Annotated in this window: 16 protein-coding genes and 1 pseudogene; 5 read left to right on the top strand and 12 right to left on the bottom strand. The window is 68.0% G+C overall.

What is annotated here, in order from left to right; genetic code table 11:
• Positions 1 to 39 precede the first annotated feature (39 nt).
• From BTE28158_RS28245 to BTE28158_RS28220, 6 genes and pseudogenes are all read right to left on the bottom strand, one after another.
• Positions 40 to 402 (bottom strand): annotated as a pseudogene (locus BTE28158_RS28245) (type VI secretion system Vgr family protein); the annotation flags it as partial.
• Positions 368 to 727 carry a T6SS phospholipase effector Tle1-like catalytic domain-containing protein gene (locus tag BTE28158_RS28240; protein ID WP_239007173.1) on the bottom strand — a complete coding sequence of 120 codons (360 nt, stop codon included), beginning with the start codon at positions 725 to 727 and terminating at the stop codon, positions 368 to 370. The gene BTE28158_RS28240 and the pseudogene BTE28158_RS28245, both read right to left, overlap by 35 nt.
• A gap of 7 nt (positions 728 to 734) precedes the next feature.
• Positions 735 to 1,352 (bottom strand): DUF3304 domain-containing protein, encoded by a 618-nt coding sequence (locus BTE28158_RS28235; RefSeq protein WP_151050102.1) that lies wholly within the window; start codon positions 1,350 to 1,352, stop codon positions 735 to 737.
• A gap of 249 nt (positions 1,353 to 1,601) precedes the next feature.
• Positions 1,602 to 1,805, bottom strand: a complete 204-nt coding sequence (locus tag BTE28158_RS28230; RefSeq protein WP_239007172.1) for a hypothetical protein — start codon at positions 1,803 to 1,805, stop codon at positions 1,602 to 1,604.
• 565 nt (positions 1,806 to 2,370) lie between these two features.
• Positions 2,371 to 3,768, bottom strand: a complete 1,398-nt coding sequence (locus BTE28158_RS28225; protein ID WP_151050100.1) for an enolase C-terminal domain-like protein — start codon at positions 3,766 to 3,768, stop codon at positions 2,371 to 2,373.
• A gap of 65 nt (positions 3,769 to 3,833) precedes the next feature.
• On the bottom strand, positions 3,834 to 5,174 hold the full coding sequence (locus BTE28158_RS28220) for an MFS transporter (RefSeq protein ID WP_124628566.1): 1,341 nt from the start codon (positions 5,172 to 5,174) through the stop codon (positions 3,834 to 3,836).
• Positions 5,175 to 5,475: 301 nt separating this feature from the next.
• Here BTE28158_RS28220 and BTE28158_RS28215 point away from each other — a divergent pair, with 301 nt between their 5' ends.
• Positions 5,476 to 6,099: a DUF2239 family protein gene (locus BTE28158_RS28215; RefSeq protein WP_174920199.1), complete on the top strand. Its 624-nt coding sequence runs from the start codon at positions 5,476 to 5,478 to the stop codon at positions 6,097 to 6,099.
• Between the two features lie 16 nt (positions 6,100 to 6,115).
• Entirely contained in the window at positions 6,116 to 7,453 is a 1,338-nt protein-coding gene (locus BTE28158_RS28210) for a carotenoid oxygenase family protein (RefSeq protein WP_151052698.1), read from the top strand.
• A gap of 13 nt (positions 7,454 to 7,466) precedes the next feature.
• Here the strand turns inward: BTE28158_RS28210 and BTE28158_RS28205 are convergent, their stop codons facing one another.
• The 4 genes from BTE28158_RS28205 to BTE28158_RS28190 are packed head-to-tail and all read right to left on the bottom strand — an operon-like array spanning position 7,467 to position 11,725.
• Entirely contained in the window at positions 7,467 to 8,633 is a 1,167-nt protein-coding gene (locus BTE28158_RS28205) for an ABC transporter permease (RefSeq protein ID WP_059607761.1), read from the bottom strand.
• A 4-nt stretch (positions 8,634 to 8,637) separates the two neighbouring features.
• Positions 8,638 to 9,792 (bottom strand): ABC transporter permease, encoded by a 1,155-nt coding sequence (locus BTE28158_RS28200; protein WP_059607762.1) that lies wholly within the window; start codon positions 9,790 to 9,792, stop codon positions 8,638 to 8,640.
• Positions 9,793 to 9,810: 18 nt separating this feature from the next.
• A complete protein-coding gene (locus BTE28158_RS28195) occupies positions 9,811 to 10,509 on the bottom strand; it encodes an ABC transporter ATP-binding protein (protein WP_059607770.1) in 699 nt (232 codons plus the stop codon).
• A gap of 10 nt (positions 10,510 to 10,519) precedes the next feature.
• Entirely contained in the window at positions 10,520 to 11,725 is a 1,206-nt protein-coding gene (locus tag BTE28158_RS28190; RefSeq protein WP_151052364.1) for an efflux RND transporter periplasmic adaptor subunit, read from the bottom strand.
• Between the two features lie 174 nt (positions 11,726 to 11,899).
• Between BTE28158_RS28190 and BTE28158_RS32630 the strand changes: the two genes are divergently transcribed.
• Positions 11,900 to 12,328 carry a hypothetical protein gene (locus BTE28158_RS32630; RefSeq protein ID WP_244107999.1) on the top strand — a complete coding sequence of 143 codons (429 nt, stop codon included), beginning with the start codon at positions 11,900 to 11,902 and terminating at the stop codon, positions 12,326 to 12,328.
• A 78-nt stretch (positions 12,329 to 12,406) separates the two neighbouring features.
• Here the strand turns inward: BTE28158_RS32630 and BTE28158_RS28180 are convergent, their stop codons facing one another.
• Positions 12,407 to 13,174 (bottom strand): Mut7-C RNAse domain-containing protein, encoded by a 768-nt coding sequence (locus BTE28158_RS28180; protein ID WP_174920197.1) that lies wholly within the window; start codon positions 13,172 to 13,174, stop codon positions 12,407 to 12,409.
• Between BTE28158_RS28180 and BTE28158_RS28175 the strand changes: the two genes are divergently transcribed.
• Both BTE28158_RS28175 and BTE28158_RS28170 read left to right on the top strand, forming a co-directional pair.
• Positions 13,098 to 14,141 (top strand): NAD(P)-dependent oxidoreductase, encoded by a 1,044-nt coding sequence (locus tag BTE28158_RS28175; RefSeq protein WP_279608048.1) that lies wholly within the window; start codon positions 13,098 to 13,100, stop codon positions 14,139 to 14,141. The two genes, BTE28158_RS28180 and BTE28158_RS28175, sit on opposite strands and share 77 nt — an antisense overlap.
• A gap of 71 nt (positions 14,142 to 14,212) precedes the next feature.
• On the top strand, positions 14,213 to 14,854 hold the full coding sequence (locus BTE28158_RS28170; RefSeq protein WP_124628550.1) for a LysE family translocator: 642 nt from the start codon (positions 14,213 to 14,215) through the stop codon (positions 14,852 to 14,854).
• Between the two features lie 73 nt (positions 14,855 to 14,927).
• Here the strand turns inward: BTE28158_RS28170 and BTE28158_RS28165 are convergent, their stop codons facing one another.
• The gene (locus tag BTE28158_RS28165) at positions 14,928 to 16,205 is read right to left on the bottom strand and encodes an MFS transporter (RefSeq protein WP_174920195.1); all 1,278 of its coding nucleotides are present in this window, start codon (positions 16,203 to 16,205) and stop codon (positions 14,928 to 14,930) included.
• Between the last annotated feature and the right edge of the window lie 67 nt (positions 16,206 to 16,272).

The following is a 16,272-nucleotide window of genomic DNA, read 5'->3' as shown; positions in this document are numbered from 1 at the left end:
GCGCCCTTGCTATTCTTGGTGTACTGCATCACCTTGAACCGCACCCACATCGGCGCCCCAGGTATTGCCGTCCTGGACGATCTGGTGACCGAGATGCAGGCTGCTCATGCCATGGCTACTCATCACCCGCATCCGCGTCTGACCGGTCGAATCATCCATGACGTGCTGGTTGTAGCCGCCACCGCCGCCATACTCCCGTGACTGATAGCCGGACAGCGGGTCGTTCGAATGCCGCTGCGGTTTCGCCGCGCCGTTGTACACGCGGTGAAGGGCAATCGGGCGGTCGATGTCGTTGCCGATATGGCCGATCAGGAGCTCCTCGCCCGCACGCGGCATGTGGACGCCGCCATAGCCTTCGCCGGTACCCTCAGCCCCACACACAACGGTTGCCGAAACCCTTTGCCATCGACTTACCATCAGTCGAGTACGTCAGCTCGCCAATCTCTTTGGACGGCGTACCTACGCCTGGAATATAGAAGCGAAATACTCCTTCTTCGTTCTTATCCAGCGCAGCGTTGTAGAGTCGGACAACGTTGCTATGTGTGTGAACAAGCGAGTCCCGGAACGGATTGGTGGGCAAGTCGTTATTGTTCGTGCCGTCAAAGAATAGCGTGATGTGGAGCGTCTGGGGGCAGGACATCAACGCATCGCACACCAGCGCGCGCCCCTTCCTCAACGCCGTGGCGCTGCCCGCCACACGTCCCCCTGGGGCATCGGGTCGACCCATTTGAGACTCATTGTGTGCTTCCTCCGTCACGGTATAACCGGTTCCATTCCTGATCCACCACCCCTTGAGCGATGTATGGATCATTGTCTGGGGGGCGTATACCTGGGTCGTTAGCGTCGCCTCTCTGGCCATCGGCCACCATGATACGGACGCGGTCACCCGGCAGGAACACGGCCCACAATCCGCTCATGACTCGCCCATATTTCGGTATCCGGACGTTCTCGGCCTTGTACCAATTCGTCGTGTGGTCCTGTTTCCTGTAGACCAGCCAGCGCACCGTCAGCCTCAGATCTGGCTGCCAAACTGAAGGGATGTTGCTGCAGCACATTTCACCACCGCCGCCAGACGGCTTATCGTCAGCCGTCGCTGGTGACACATTGGGGCCACCACCTGCCACCCCTGACCCATCGGGTCCCTCGATCCCCCACTGATGGATGTACCAAGGGGTATAGTTCAGCGTCAAGGAGCTCGCACCAAGCGTGTCGTAGTGCTTTGGCAGGTTCGACAAGTCGAGTTGTTGCGCCGCGGGGCCGGGATGCTTGTCGCATGCGCCGAGGCCAAACACGGCAATAAGGGCGATGGTCTGGATCGTACGTCGCCCATAACGGGAAAATCGGTCTGTCATCGTGAATAGGTCTACGGTTTAACGGGGCACCAGGGCTGCTCCACCCCGGGCCGCCTTAAGCATGCATTCGACACAGATCTTCTTCGGCCACAGATCAACCATCTGATCCTTCGGGCCCGGCAGGTCGCGGGCTGCCACAAACGCAGTAAATTTGCCCGTCGTGCCGCTCACCACGCCGCTCGCGTCCATGTTCAAGAAACTGCCGTTGACCTAGACGCGAAATGTGTGCGCACGCAACAGGATCACGGCCTAGGAAATCAGCGTTTTGAGCTGAACGTCGCAGGACGCGGAGACGCAATCGAGCAGAAAGAGATAATCGCGGGCGATCCGCGAACGCCCGCTAACGGGATGGGGCAGCAGGACATTCTGACCTGCCGGCGTATCCAGTTTTAGAAGACGATCTTGCTGCGATAATCCGCCGCCCATTACACCGATTGTGTCGCGCGTGCCCATACCGATTTTTGCTATCCGCGAGATTGTACGGTGAGAGTCCTCATTTGATTTATCAGGAATTGAAAAAATCCAGAGTGGTTAAGCGTGAAACGAATATTGGGGGGCCTTGTCGATGAATAAACGTCAACTCATACATACCCATATTTGTATCGTGGGCCACGCATAATTTTCATCAAGGACGGATCAGGTCGCTGAAGCGCGAGCGATACCATGGGTCCATGGCGGTTGGCCTGCGCGGCCAGTGCGCACCTCAGCAGTGCGTGTCGACTGATTATCCTTCCACCCAGCCATACCCGCACCGACTGGGAATTTGCATTAGAAGCGGGCCATCACTACCGCCACGCCACGTGTACAAAGCGCAACGAAATCGGTGCTGCCAGCACAGCTAGGACAAAGTACAGAGAATTGCTTCCATCTGTTCGGGCTTCGTTGTTTGCTGAGGCCTTTGATTTCCGCGGTCGGAGTGCAAAGATATGCTTCCTCGCGCGTGCAAGGATTTGCTCCCTGTCTCACGCAAGGCCAAGCCCTTTTTGTTTTTTCGCATGTCCGCCCCCCCCCCCCGCCGTCACCCGCGCCCGAAACTCGGCCGCTTCGGATCGTACGTCCACCCCGGCACCAGATACCGCATCGCCATCGCATCGTCGCGCGCCGTGCCGCCGACTTGCACGTACAGCGCATGGGCAGCCTTGACCTGCGCCATGTCGAGTTCGATCCCGAGCCCGGGCCGCTCGGGCACGGCCACCTGGCCGCCGACGATCTCGAGCGGCTCGCGCGTGAGCCGCGCGTCGCCTTCCTGCCAGATCCAGTGCGTGTCGATCGCGGTGATCGTGCCGGGTGCCGCCGCGGCCGCGTGCGTGAACATCGCCAGCGAAACGTCGAAGTGGTTGTTCGAGTGCGAACCCCACGTGAGCCCCCAGTCGCGGCACAGCTGCGCGAGCCGCACCGAACCCTGCATCGTCCAGAAGTGCGGATCGGCGAGCGGAATGTCGACCGCCTGCAGCCGCACCGCGTGATCCATCTGCCGCCAGTCCGTCGCGATCATGTTGGTCGCGGTCGGGATGCCGGTGGCGCGCCGGAATTCGGCCATCACCTCGCGGCCCGAGTAGCCGGCTTCCGGCCCGCACGGGTCCTCCGCATACGCGAGCAGATGACCTTGCCCGCGGCACAGCGCGACGGCTTCATCGAGCGACCACGCGCCATTCGGGTCGAGCGTCGCGCGCGCGTCGGGAAAGCGCGCCTTGATCGCCGCGATCGCCTCCATCTCGTCCGCGCCGGCCATCACACCGCCCTTCAGCTTGAAATCGACGAAGCCGTAGCGCTCGACCGCAGCCTCGGCCTGCCGCGCGATCGCGGCCGGTGTGAGCGCGGCTTCGTTGCGCAGGCGGAACCACGGATCGGCCGCGTGCATCTCGTCGCGATACGGCAGGTCGGTGCGGCGCCGCTCGCCGATGTAGAACAGGTACGCGAGCATCGGCACTGCGTCGCGCTGCTGGCCTTCGCCGAGCAGCGCGGCGACGGGCACGTCGAGATGCTGGCCGAGCAGGTCCAGCAGCGCGGCCTCGATCGCGGTGATCACGTTGTCGAGCCGCAGGTTGATCTCGTGCGGCTGGCGCAGCACGGCCGCCTCGCCGGCCGACGTCACCTCGTGCCGGATCGTGCGTCCCGCACCCGCAGCGGTGCCGGACAGCGCCGCGCGCACCGCGTTGAGCGTCGCCTGGTAACGCCCGATCGACTGGCCGACCACGAGATCGGTCATCCGTTCGAGCGCCTGTCGGATGCCTTCGCCGCCGGGCACTTCGCCCACACCCGTGTGGCCGCTGCTGTCGTCGAGGATCACGAGGTTGCGCGTGAAATACGGCGCGTGCGCGCCGCACAGGTTCAACAGCATGCTGTCGCGGCCGGCGACGGGAATCACTTGCATGCGCGTGACGCGCGGGGTGCCGGCACGGCTGGGTTCGGACATCGGTTCGCTCCTGGTTCAGGTGGCGTGCGGGCCGCTGGGTGCACTGGCGCAGCCCACGCCGTTCATCATTGAAGCTCGACGCGGCGAATTTCGCCGACGACGAACAGGTAGCAGATCACGGCGACGAGCGCGTGCGCGACGACGTACACGAGCGCGCCGTTGAACGAGCCGCTGCGGTCGACGATGTAGCCGATCGCGATCGGCGTCGTAATGCTGGAAAGATTGCCGCACGTATTGAGCAGCGCGCCGCTCAGGCCGGCGATCTGGCGCGGCGCGGTATCGGCGTTGACGGCCCAGCCGAGCGCGCCGAGCCCTTTGCCGAAGAACGACAGCGCCATGAACAGCACCACGAGCACGTGCGAATCGGTGTAGTTGCAGACGATCATCGACATCGACAGCAGCATGCCGATCACGATCGGCACCTTGCGCGCGACCGACAGTGACTGCCCCTGCTTGAGCAGCGCGTCGGACACGATGCCGCCGAGAATCCCGCCGAGGAACCCGCACACGGCCGGGATGGACGCGACGAGCCCCGCGTTGAGGATCGACATCCCGCGCGCCTGCACGAGATAGACGGGAAACCACGTGATGAAGAAGTAGGTGAGGGCGTTGATGCAATACTGCGCGACGTACACGCCGACGAGCATCCGGTTCCTCAGCAGCGCCTTCACGTGACGCATCGACGGGCCGCCGTCGCGCGCGCCGGTCGCCTGGTCGATGTTGACGAGCGCACCGCCTTCGGTGAGGTAGTCGAGCTCCGCGCCGTTGATGCGCGGGTGCACCTTCGGGTCGTACATCGTGCGGTTCCACACCAGCACGAACGCGAAGCCGAGCACGCCCATCACCGCGAACACCGACTGCCAGCCGTACGCGTGCACGAGCCAGCCCATCAGCGGCGCGAACACGACGGTCGCCGCGTACTGAGCGGCGTTGAAGATCGCCGACGCGGTGCCGCGCTCCGCGGCCGGAAACCACGTGGACACGATCCGGCTGTTGGCCGGGAACGACGGCGCCTCGGCCGCGCCGACCAGGAAGCGCAATCCGAACAGCAGCGCGAACGCGGTCGCGCCGCCGACGAAGCCGATGCCGCCCTGAAGCAGCGTGAACAGCGACCAGAAGAAGATGCTGAACGCATAGACGATGCGCGAGCCGAAGCGGTCGAGCAGCCAGCCGCCTGGCAGTTGCGCGATCACGTACGACCAGCCGAACGCCGAGAAGATGAAGCCCATCTGCACATGGCTCAGGTGCATCGTGCGGGCGAGCGCCGGGCCCGCGATCGCGATCGCCGCGCGATCCGCGTAGTTGATCGTCGTGACCGCGAACAGCACGGTCAGCACGAGCCAGCGCACGCGGGTGCGCCGGGCCGTTGCCGACGCGGACGCCGGCAATGCGTGAAGCGGATTCATGACTGTCTCCTCCGAAGGGCGGAAGGTGCCGTCGTGCGGCTGCGCGTCGGTGCGCGCGATTTTTGTGGTGGTCTTGCCGGCCGGAGGCCGGGGGCCGGACGCCGATGCCCGGAGGCGGGGCGTCCGGATCATTCTGTCATGGCGAAAATTGCGCTTTCATGCCAATTGCTGACTTGATCGATTCAGGAATTGGATCGATCCATGGCATCGGCATGCCTCTTTTTTACCCGGGTGATATTGACAACGATTTATACCCGGATAAAAATTGCGTCATTCCGATTCCTGCCCACGGGCAACCACGATGACTCTCTCCATGCTTCTCCCTTCCTACACGGCGTTCGATGGCCATCGGCGCTTCGCGTCGGGCCCGCTCGCGACGGTGGCGGTGGCGGTCCGTCAGGCGGCCGGCAATGCGATGTCCGGCACCATCGTGATCTTCGACGACGCGACCGGCCGCTCGATCGACCTCGACCTGCGCGGCACGGCGGACGATATCCGTGCGCGTTACGCGCCAGTGCCGGGCGAGGCATCCGCGCCCGCCGAGCCCGCCGGCGCGGCCGAACAACGCGGCCGCGGCCGTCCGAAGCTCGGCGTCGTCTCGCGCGAGGTCACGTTGCTGCCGCGTCACTGGGACTGGCTCGCCGCGCAGCCGGGCGGCGCGTCCGTCGCGCTGCGCAAGCTGGTCGAGGACGCGCGGCGCACGCACGCGGCGGCCGACCGGCGCCGCGACGCGCAGACGCGCGCATACCACTTCATGTCGGCGATCGCGGGCGACCTGCCCGGATTCGAGGAGGCCGCGCGTGCGCTGTATGCGAACGACCTCGAGCGGATGACCGAACTGATTGCCGGCTGGCCGGACGACGTGCGCGACCATGCACTCGCGCTGGCGCGCGGCGATTTGCCGCCGTCGACCGAAGACTGCTGACGGAGCAGACGACGCGATGACGACGTTCGATCTGAACCGCGGCGCGATCGCGCCGGTCGCCGACGAAGTCGACCTCGTCGACCTGCGCGTGACCGGCACGATCCCGCCCGAACTCGACGGCACGCTGCTGCGCAATGGCCCGAATCCGCCGGGCGGCCGTTTCGAGGGTAACGACGTGCTGTCGTGGTGGCCGGAAGCGGCGATGCTGCACGCGATCGCGTTCGAACGCGGCCGCGCGGCCGGCTACCGGAACCGCTGGGCGCGCACGCGCCGCTGGGCCGATGTGCACGCGCCGGAGCAGGCGCCGCACCTGCCCGACACGAATCCGAACGTGAACGTGCTGCAGCACGCCGGCGAATTGCTCGCGCTGGCGGAAGGCGGCGCGCCGCTCGCGATCACGGCCGCGCTCGATACGCTCGGTGCGCCCGCGCGGCACACGGCGTTCGGCGGCGCGATGACCGCGCATCCGAAAGTCGATCCGGTGACGGGCGAACTGATCCTGTTTCACGCGGACTGGCGCGCGCCGTGGCTGCGCTACGGCGTCGCGGATGCGCAGGGCGTGCAGCGCGTCGACCTCGCCGTCGACGTGCGTGCGCCGTCGATGATGCACGACCTCGCGATCACCGAAACCCGCAGCCTGCTGCTCGACCTGAACGTCGGCTACGACTTCGCGATGCTGAAGCAGGGGCACCGGATGCCGCTGCGCTGGCACGACGACCGCGACGCGCGGATCGGCGTGATGCCGCGCCACGGCGGCGACGTGCGCTGGTTCGGCATCGAGCCGTGCTTCATCCAGCACGTCGTGAATGCGTACGACTGCGATGCGTCGTGCATCGTGCTCGACGCGGTGCGCTATCCGTGGTTCCTGCGGCTCGACGCGCGCACGGGCCGCTTCGCGGACAACCCGGTCGGCGAGCTGTGGCGTTACGTGATCGATACCGCGAACGGGCTGATCGACGAAGGGCCGCTGGCCGACGGCGGCATCGAGCTGCCGCGCATCAACGAAAGCCGGACGGGGCGCCGCTACCGCTACCTGTATGCGGTCGAGCAGCCGAACAACGCCGAGATGCGCGGCGTGATGCGTTTCGACCACGTGCGCGGCACGACGACCCGCTACGCGGTGCCGGCCGGCGACCAGAACGGTGAGCCGGTGTTCGTGCCGCGCCCGGGCGGCACCGACGAGGACGACGGCTGGCTGCTGGTGGTGGTCTACCGCGCGGCGACGGATACGAGCGATGTCGTGATCCTCGATGCGCGCGCGATCGACGCGGCGCCGGTCGCGACGGTGCACCTGCCGCGCCGCGTGCCGGCCGGGTTCCACGGCGCGTGGGTGCCGCGCGAGCGTCGGGCGTGAGGGGCCGCGCGCGTCACTGCGCGCGCAACGCGTCGACGATGTTCAGCCGCGCGGCGCGCATCGCCGGCAGGAAGCCGCCGACGAGCCCCATCACGAGCGAGAACAGCAGCGTCTTCACGACGATCGCGGGCGTCAGCACGAAGCGGAACGACAGGTCGGAGAAGGTCTGGAAGTTGGTCGTCGAGAACGACGCGAACTCCATCAGCGATGCGGATGCGAGCCCCGCGACACCGCCGACGAAGCCGAGCAGCAGCGCCTCCAGCAGGAACGCGGCGAGCACGTTCATGCGCTTGAAGCCGAGCGCGCGCAGCGTGCCGATTTCCGCGGTGCGGTTCGCGACCGACGCATACATGGTGATCATCGCGCCGATCATCGCGGCGATCGAGAAGATCGTCGACAGCGTGATGCCCAGGATGTTGATGAAGGTCGACAACGCCTTCGACTGGTCGCCGTAAAACGTCTGCTCGCGTTTCGCTTCATCCGTCAGGCGCGGGTCGACGTCGATGTCGGCCTTGAAGCGCGCGAAGCCGTCGGCGCTCGGGATGCGCAGCACCATCGACGAGTAGCTGGTGCGCCGGAACGACTGCATCAACTGGTCGACGTCACCCCAGATCTCCGAGTCGAAGCCGCTGCCGCCCGCATCGAAGATGCCGACGACGGTCCAGTCGCGCTGCGCGAAATGCAGGCTGTCGCCGAGTTGCGTGCCGCTGAACCCCTTCGCGATCGCGCTGCCGACGATGATCTCCGACGAGCCGGGCGTGAACATGCGGCCGGCGACGAGCTTCACGTGCGGGCGCAGCGCGAGGCCGGCCGGCGACACGCCGCGGATCACGACGTTCGACGGCTTGCCGGACGACGTCTTTACCAGCGAAATCAGCACGACCGCTTCCTTCGACACGAGCGGCCGGCCGTCCGGGCCGAGCGCGACAGCCGGGTGCATCTCGAGCGCGTTGGCCTGCTGGTGGTCGATCGCACTCTGAATCTCGGTTTCGGCGCCTTTGCGGATCACCACCGCGTTGTCCGGTTCGCCGGTCGACACGAGCGTCTGCGTGAGCCCCGCGTCGAGCATCTGCACCGTCGCGAACACGAAGATCACCAGCGCCATCCCGCCCGCGGTGAGCGCGGTGGTGAGCCGGCGCGTCCACAGGTTGCGCGCGATGTAGGTGAGTGGAATGGCCATGCGCCTATCCGATCGCCCGCAGGCCTTCGACCACGCGCACGCGCGCCGCCTGCCACGCCGGCACGAGCGCGGCCGCGAGGCCGACCGCGACCGAGCATGCGGCCTGCAGCGCCATCGTTTCGGCCGACACCTTGAATACCGGGAAGATGCCGCCCGCGGCCTGCTTGAAGAGGCTCGCGGCCGGCGGTGTCGCGAGCATCGCGAGCCCGCCGCCGACCACCGCGATCACGACCGATTCGCCGAACACGATCAGCGCGAGAAAGCCGGGGCCGAAGCCGAGCGCCTTCAGCGTCGCGTATTCGGCGGTGCGTTCGCGCGCGCTCATCGCCATCGCGTTGGCCATCACGGCCATGATGATCAGGATCACCACGTACGACACGACGCGGATCGCCGCGATGATCTGGTTCGACATCGCGACGAAGCCGAGCTGGAACGCCTGCTCGGTCTCGGTCAGCGTTTCGGCGAGCGAGTTCTTGAACACCGCGTCGACGTTTCGCGCGATCGCTGCGCCGTCGTCCGGGTTCGCGACCCCGAGCACGAACACGCCGACCTGGTCGGCCTGCTTCGGCGTCCGCTTGCGCACCGTCTCGTTCAGGTAATCCCAGTGGAACACCAGCTGGCGCGTGATCGTCGAATCGTCGCGGCCGTCGAGAATGCCGCGCACGACGAAGTCCCACGTGCCCGGGTAGATCGTGCCTTTCAGCGGAATCACGTCGCCGACCTTGAAGCCGAACTGCGTCGCGAGCTGGCGCCCGACGAGGCAGCCGCGGCGGTCGCGGTCGTAGTCGGCGCGCTGCTGCGCCGGGAGGATGAATTCCGGATACAGGTCGAGATAGTTCTCCGACACCGCGAAACTCGCGAAGAAGTTCTTGGGGTCGCGGTAGATGCCGCCGAACCAGTTCGAGCGGACCACGGCCGTCACGCCGTCGACGCCGCGGATCCGGTTCTCGTAGCTGACCGGCAGCGGGAACACGAGCGAGATCGCGTTGCGCGTGACGAGCCGGCCGCTGGACGCGGCGGCCGCGCCTGCGTACCACGCGTCGACGACGGTGTGCAGCAGCCCGAACGCCAGCACCGCGATGGTCAGCCCGAGCACGGTCAGCAACGTGCGCAGCCGGTGCCGCAGCGCATTGCGCGCGATCAGCTTCAGCACGTACATCGCGCGCGCTCCCGTCCGTCAGACGGCGTGCCCATCGATCAGCTCCCCTTTTTCCAGATGCACGACCGAGCGCGCGGCGGCGGCCGCGTGCGCATCGTGGGTCACCATGATGATCGTCTTGCCGAGCTCGGCGTTCATCCGCTGCAGCATCGCGAGCACGTCGGTGGCCGATGCGCGGTCGAGGTCGCCGGTCGGCTCGTCGGCGACGATCAGCACCGGATCGGTGATCAACGCGCGCGCGATCGCGACGCGCTGCTGCTGGCCGCCCGACAGCTCGGACGGGTAATGGGTCTTCCGGTCGCCGAGATTCACCATGTCGAGCACCATCTCGACGTGCTCGCGCCGTTCGCGGCGCGACAGGTGCGTGAGCATCAGCGGCAGCTCGACGTTCTCGAACGCGGTGAGCACGGGCATCAGGTTGTAGAACTGGAAGATGAAGCCGACGTTCGCCGCGCGCCATTCGGCGAGTTGCGCTTCCTCGAGCCGCGAGATGTCGAGGCCGCCCACGCGCAGCTCGCCGCTGTCGGGCCGGTCGATGCCGGCGATGAGATTGAGCAGCGTGCTCTTGCCGGAACCCGATGGCCCCATCAGCGCGACGAAGTCGCCTTCGCCGATGTCGAGCGTGATGTCGGTCAGCACCGGCACGATCTGGTGGCCGCGCCGGTACGACTTCGCGACGTGGCTGATCTCGACGAGCGGTGGCGAGGCGTCGTTCACGCTCACCACGCTACTTCTTCGCGACGGTCACTTTCGCGCCGTCCTTCAGCTTCGCGCCCGGCGCGAGCACGACCGTGTCGCCGGGCTTCACGCCGCGGATCGCGACGAGTTCGCCGATCCGCGCGCCCTTGGTCACCGCCGTTGCATGCACGGTGTCGTCCTTCACGACGAACACGACCGGCCGGCCGTCGCGTTCGACCACCGCGCTCGCCTGCACGGCGGTCACCGGCTGCCGGTCCTGCGGCGAAGCAGGCTTCGACAGGAACGCGATCTTCGCGCTCATGTCGGGCAGCACGCGCTCGTCGCGGTCGACGAAACGCACCTTCACGAGCACCGTCGCCTTCGAGCGGTCGACGGTCGGCACGATGCGCGACACGCGGCCCGCGAAGCGCATGTCGGGCAGCGCGTCGAGCTGGATCTCGCACGGCTGCTCCGCGCGGATCTTCGCGATGTTCGATTCGGCGACGTCGGCCTCGACCTCGAGCGTGTCCATGTCGGCAATCGTCACGACCGCGCCCTTGCTGTCCGACGCGGACGAGAACGGCGTGATGTTGTCGCCGACGTTCGCGTGCTTTGCCAGCACGATGCCGTCGAACGGCGCGCGGATCACCGTCTGATCGACCGCGACCTGTGCGGCCTGCGCATTGGCCTCGGCGGACGCGATCGCGGCCTCGTCGCTGTTGACCGATGCGCGCGCCTTGTTCACGCGGGCCGTGTCGATGTCGAGCTGTGCGGCCGGCACCGCACCCTTCGGCGCGAGCACGGCGGTGCGGCGCAGCGCGATCTCCGCGTCCTTCAGCTCCGCCTGAGCGACGCCGAGGTTGGCGCGGGAGACTTGCGCCTGTGCGCGTGCTTGCGCCAGCGACGCTTCCACGTCGCGGCTTTCGAGCCGCGCGATGATCTCGTCCTTTTTCACGCGCGTGCCTTCGAGCACGCCGAGCCATTCGACGCGCCCCTGGCCTTTCGACGCGACCGCGGCCTTGCGCTGCGGCACGACGTAGCCGGTCGCGTTGAGCTGGGTGTCGTTCTGGTACGGGTAGGCGGACGTGACGGCGGTCGTGTCGACCGTCGGGCGGCCGGTGAGCGCCAGCACGGCAACGATCGCGACGATGACGAGCGCGGCGGCGACCGCGTAGCGGACCCACCGGCGCCGGCGTGGCGCGGTTGCGACGGGACGCCGGTCGATTTTCAGTTTGTCCAGATTGTGATCGGGCAATTTGGGCGCCTCGCGACGGCGGCGGTCTGTGACCGGCCGCGTCCGGTTGGGACGGAAGGAGGCCAGTATAGCGTCGCCGCGGCGGGCGTGAGAGACGGTTTGTCGGACGATTGATGCACGTCCCGCGGCGCGTCGCGCGGGCCCGAAACCGGCGCCCCCGGGGAAACCCGAAGGATGCAAGCGGCATGTCAACTCGTCGCGCGGGCGATGCGTTATGGAGCCAGTGCATCAGTATTTGTCGAGGCGGAAAGGCATGAGCCGGCCCGCCCGGCGGCGACCGGCGATCCGGCGCGACTGATGTTACGATGCGGATGCCTCGCATCACTTACCGGTACGTTTGACTTTTTCTCCGCTAAAGGAAGAACAATGAAGAAGACGCTCGCTTCGATCATGACCGCAGCATTCGCTCTCGCATCGGTTTCGGCATTCGCACAGGAGTCGGCGTCGGCTCCGGCAGGCGCGATGGCACCCTCTTCCGCACCGATGAAGAAGGATCACAGCAAGCCGAAGCACAAGCTGAAGCACCACGGTTCGGCAAAGGGCAAGGCGAAGGCCGCAGCCGCTTCGGCCGCCGGCACGAACGACTCGGGCGCAGCCAACTAAGCGCGCCTCGCCGGAGCTGGCGCTGCCAGCCATCCGTCGCGAAACCCCGCACGCTTCGGCATGCGGGGTTTTGTTTTTTCAGGCGTCCGCCACGTCCGGAACGTCGAGGGCACCGGGCGGCGGCGCGCGCATCGCGTCGACCACCGCGCGCATCCGGCGCCAGTGCGATCCTTCCCAGAACACCCGCTGGCACACGTCGCACGCGGCAAAGCGGCGGTGCCGCTGCCGGACGCCGGCCGGCACGCGCGGCGCGGCGTCCGCCGCATCGAGCGCGTGCAGCGGCGCGTTGCAGCGCAGGCACAGCCGGAACGGCCACATGTGCGGCGCGAGGTCGAGCCGCGCGAACAGCTCGCGCAACTGCGCGTCCGGCTGCTGCGCGTGCAGGTAGCAGCCGCGTGCGACCGCGCGGCGCTTGAGCAGCTCGCGGTCGCGTGTCAGCACGATCCGGCCTTCGCGCGAGGCGAGCGCGACGAGTTCGTCGTCGCGGTAGTGGTTGTCGTAGCAGGTGTCGAAGCCGGCGAGGCGCAGCAGCTGCGCAAGGCCGCCGAGGTGCGCGTCGGCGACGAAGCGCCAGCGGTCCGGTTGCGGCTGCGGGGATGCGGCCGACGGCTGCGGGCGCTCCGGATGGATGTCGACGCGGTCGCCGTCGCCGAGCGGCCGGTCGAGGGCGGACGGTGCGCCGTTCACGCAGAGCCGGCCGATTTCCGTATGCGGGACGCCGAGCGCCTCGATCGCATGTTTGACCGTCGCGTCGCGGGAAAACGCGTGCGTGAACACGCGCTCGCGCTGGGCGCGAGCGAGAAATGCGTTCAGTTCACCGTGGAAGCGGAAGATCGCGGTCGCCATCCGGGCAGTATCGCACCGCGTGCAGCCGGTCGCCGGGGCTGCAGGTCACCGCCATCTGTGTTTAACTCCACGCTTCACGAGTCGAAGGAGCGGGGAAATGGATCTCGGATTTATCGGGCTGGGCGAAATGGGGCAGGCGATCGCGACGAACCTGCTGAAGGCGGGGCATGACGTGCGGGTCTGGAACCGGTCGCGCGAGCGCGCCGAGCCGCTTGCCGCGCTCGGCGCACAGATCGTCGCGACGCCTGCCGACGCGTTTCGCGGCGATGCCGTTTTCTCGATGCTCGCCGACGATGCCGCGGCGCGCGAAGTATTCGACGACGCGCTGCTCGCGCAGGCACCGCGCGGCCTGATTCACGTGAACATGGCCACGGTGTCGGTCGCGCTCGCCGAGTCGCTCGCGCACGCGCATGCGTCGCGCGGCCTCGCCTACGTCGCCGCGCCCGTGATGGGGCGTCCGGACGTCGCGGCCGCCGCGCGCCTGACGATCATGGCCGGCGGCCCGGCCGAGGCAATCGACCGCGTGCAGCCGCTGTTCGACGCGATCGGCCAGAAGACCTGGCGCTTCGGCTCGCTGCCGCAGCACGCGAACGTCGCGAAGATCGCCGCGAATTTCACGCTCGCGTCGGCGATCGAGACGCTCGGCGAGGCGTCCGCGCTGCTCGGCGCGCACGGCGTCGCGATGCGCGACTTCCTCGACGTCATCACGAACAGCGTGTTTCCGGGGCCGGTCTACGAAGGCTATGGCGGGATGATCGCCGAGCGCAGCTACGAGCCCGCGCGTTTCAAGGCGCGCCTCGGGCTGAAGGACGTGCGGCTCGCGCTGCAGGCCGGCGACGCCGCGTCGGTCCCGCTGCCGGTGGCGAGCGTCGTGCGCGACAGCCTGCTCGATGCGCTCGCGCACGGCGGCGGCGAACAGGACTTCGCGGTGCTCGGCGAAGTCGCGCTGCGCCGCGCGGGCCGCTGAGCCGGCGCGGGACAGACACGCCGCGTGCGCGGCATAATCGACGTTTCGTTTCTCTTTCGGTCGGGGTGGTCATGAACCTGCATACGTGGTGGCTTTTCGTGGCGACGGTGTTCGTCGTGTCGGCGATTCCGGGTCCGAACATGCTGCTCGTGATGACGCACGGCGCGCGGCACGGGCTGCGGCGTTCGGCGTGGACGATGGCCGGCTGTCTCACCGCGCTGGTGCTGATGCTGTCGGTGTCGGCGGCGGGCCTCGGTGCCGTGCTCGAGGCCTGGCCGGCGATGTTCAACACGTTGCGCTTTGCGGGCGCGGCCTACCTGATCTACCTCGGCGTGAAGGCGTGGCGCGCGCGCGTCGACGACGAGCAGCCTGCCGCCGACGTCGAAACCGTGTCGCGCCAGGTCGCGTCGGCATCGCGCTCGGCGCTGTTCCGCAACGGTTTCCTGGTCGCAGGCAGCAACCCGAAGGCGATCCTGTTCGCGGCCGCGCTGCTGCCGCAGTTCATCAACGCATCCGAGCCGACGCTGCCGCAGTTCGGCATCCTCGTCGTCACGTTCGCGGTGATCGAGGTCAGCTGGTATCTCGTCTACGCGTCGTTCGGCACGCGCATCGGCGCGACGCTGAAGAGCCAGAGCGTCGCGAAGGTCTTCAACCGGCTGACGGGCGGCATCTTCGTCGGCTTCGGTGCGATGATGGCGCTGGTCCGTCACTGAATTAAGCCCGCGCGGTCCGCCGGACGCCCCGCACCTCGTCAGAGGGCGGGGCGTTTTCCTGTCCGGGCCCGCGTCAAGCGCGCGGCCACGCGGCGGCGCCGGCCCGGCGGCTCGCCGACAAGCCGAACACCGCGGCCGCGCCTGCGAACGCGAAGCCGACGCCGCACACGGCGCTCCACCCGCCCCACGCCCACGCGCTGCCAGCGAGCGCCGCGCCGAGCGCCCCGCCGACGAAGAACAACCCGACGAACAGCCCGTTCAGACGCCCGCGCGCGGCCGGATTCAGCAGGTTGATTTCCCGGCGGCCGATCGTCTGGTCGACGATTACGCCCGCGTCGAGCAGCGCCGCGCCGCTGGCCAGCAGCGCCAGCGCGAGCCCGCGGTGCGCGTGCGCATCGAAGCCGAGCCAGCCGGCGCCGGCGATGCCGAGCACGGTGAGCGCGGCGAGCATCGTCACGTGCGCGATGCGCTGCGCGGCCGGGCCGTGGCCGCGATCGCCGGCGCGGCCGGCCAACGGCGTGACGATCGCACCGCTTGCGCCGGCGAACGCGAACAGCGCGATTCCGTGCAGGTCGAGGCCGAACGGCGGCTGCGCGAGCCGCAGCCCGACGGCGGTCCAGAACGCGCTGAACGCGGCCATCGCGAGCGCGGCCGACAGCGCATGTCGGCGCAGCACCGGTTCGTCGGCCAGCAGGCGGCCCATCGACGCGAGCAGCGCGCGATAGCCGGCCGTCACCGGCGGCACGCGCGGCGGCAGGCGCCGCGCGAGCACCGCCGCGATCGCCGCGTTCGCGAGCGCGGTCAGCGCGTAGAACGCGCGCCAGCCGGCCGTGCCCGCGATCAGGCTGGCGAGTGGCCGCGACAGCAGGATGCCGAGCATCAATCCGCTCATCACGTTGCCGACTGCCCGCCCGCGCTGCGCTTCGGGCGCCATCGACGCGGCCATCGGCACCAGCATCTGGATCACGCTCGACGCGGCGCCCGCGGCCAGCGTCGCGAGGAGGAAGACGGTGCCGGACCGCGTGAACGCCGGCAGCGCGAGCGCGGTCGCGCACGCGATGAGCGTCGCCACGATGAGGCGGCGGTTCTCGAGCAGGTCGACGAGCGGCACCAGCAGCACGAGGCCCGCTGCGTACCCGAGCTGCGGCAGCATCGCGACGAGGCCCGTGAGGCCGGGCGGCAGCCGCAGGTCAGCGCTGATCGGGCCGGTCAGCGGCTGCGCGGCGAACAGGTCCATGACGATCACGCCGACCGTCGCGGCGAAGAAGAGCGTCATGCCTGCACTGAGCGCGGGCGGTGCGCCGCGCGCGGGGTGACCGGCGGGCGGGCAGGAATCGGCAGGGCAGTTCATCGAAGGCCTCGGGTCTTGAGCGAAGGAAGTCCCATCGTAGGTGCCTGATGTTTATGCGACAATTGAA

The organism is Burkholderia diffusa, from assembly GCF_902499115.1.
GTDB lineage: Bacteria > Pseudomonadota > Gammaproteobacteria > Burkholderiales > Burkholderiaceae > Burkholderia > Burkholderia diffusa.
The sequence above is the reverse complement of the archived record's forward strand: the minus strand, read 5'-3'. Positions and strand labels throughout refer to the sequence as shown.

Bases quoted from the DNA above. Each gene is read 5' to 3' on its own strand.
- BTE28158_RS28240 (WP_239007173.1), bottom strand. From the start codon at position 727: ATGGGTCGACCCGATGCCCCAGGGGGACGTGTGGCGGGCAGCGCCACG.
- BTE28158_RS28235 (WP_151050102.1), bottom strand. From the start codon at position 1,352: ATGACAGACCGATTTTCCCGTTATGGGCGACGTACGATCCAGACCATC.
- BTE28158_RS28230 (WP_239007172.1), bottom strand. From the start codon at position 1,805: ATGGGCACGCGCGACACAATCGGTGTAATGGGCGGCGGATTATCGCAG.
- BTE28158_RS28225 (WP_151050100.1), bottom strand. From the start codon at position 3,768: ATGTCCGAACCCAGCCGTGCCGGCACCCCGCGCGTCACGCGCATGCAA.
- BTE28158_RS28220 (WP_124628566.1), bottom strand. From the start codon at position 5,174: ATGAATCCGCTTCACGCATTGCCGGCGTCCGCGTCGGCAACGGCCCGG.
- BTE28158_RS28215 (WP_174920199.1), top strand. From the start codon at position 5,476: ATGACTCTCTCCATGCTTCTCCCTTCCTACACGGCGTTCGATGGCCAT.
- BTE28158_RS28210 (WP_151052698.1), top strand. From the start codon at position 6,116: ATGACGACGTTCGATCTGAACCGCGGCGCGATCGCGCCGGTCGCCGAC.
- BTE28158_RS28205 (WP_059607761.1), bottom strand. From the start codon at position 8,633: ATGGCCATTCCACTCACCTACATCGCGCGCAACCTGTGGACGCGCCGG.
- BTE28158_RS28200 (WP_059607762.1), bottom strand. From the start codon at position 9,792: ATGTACGTGCTGAAGCTGATCGCGCGCAATGCGCTGCGGCACCGGCTG.
- BTE28158_RS32630 (WP_244107999.1), top strand. From the start codon at position 11,900: ATGCAAGCGGCATGTCAACTCGTCGCGCGGGCGATGCGTTATGGAGCC.
- BTE28158_RS28180 (WP_174920197.1), bottom strand. From the start codon at position 13,174: ATGGCGACCGCGATCTTCCGCTTCCACGGTGAACTGAACGCATTTCTC.
- BTE28158_RS28170 (WP_124628550.1), top strand. From the start codon at position 14,213: ATGAACCTGCATACGTGGTGGCTTTTCGTGGCGACGGTGTTCGTCGTG.
- BTE28158_RS28165 (WP_174920195.1), bottom strand. From the start codon at position 16,205: ATGAACTGCCCTGCCGATTCCTGCCCGCCCGCCGGTCACCCCGCGCGC.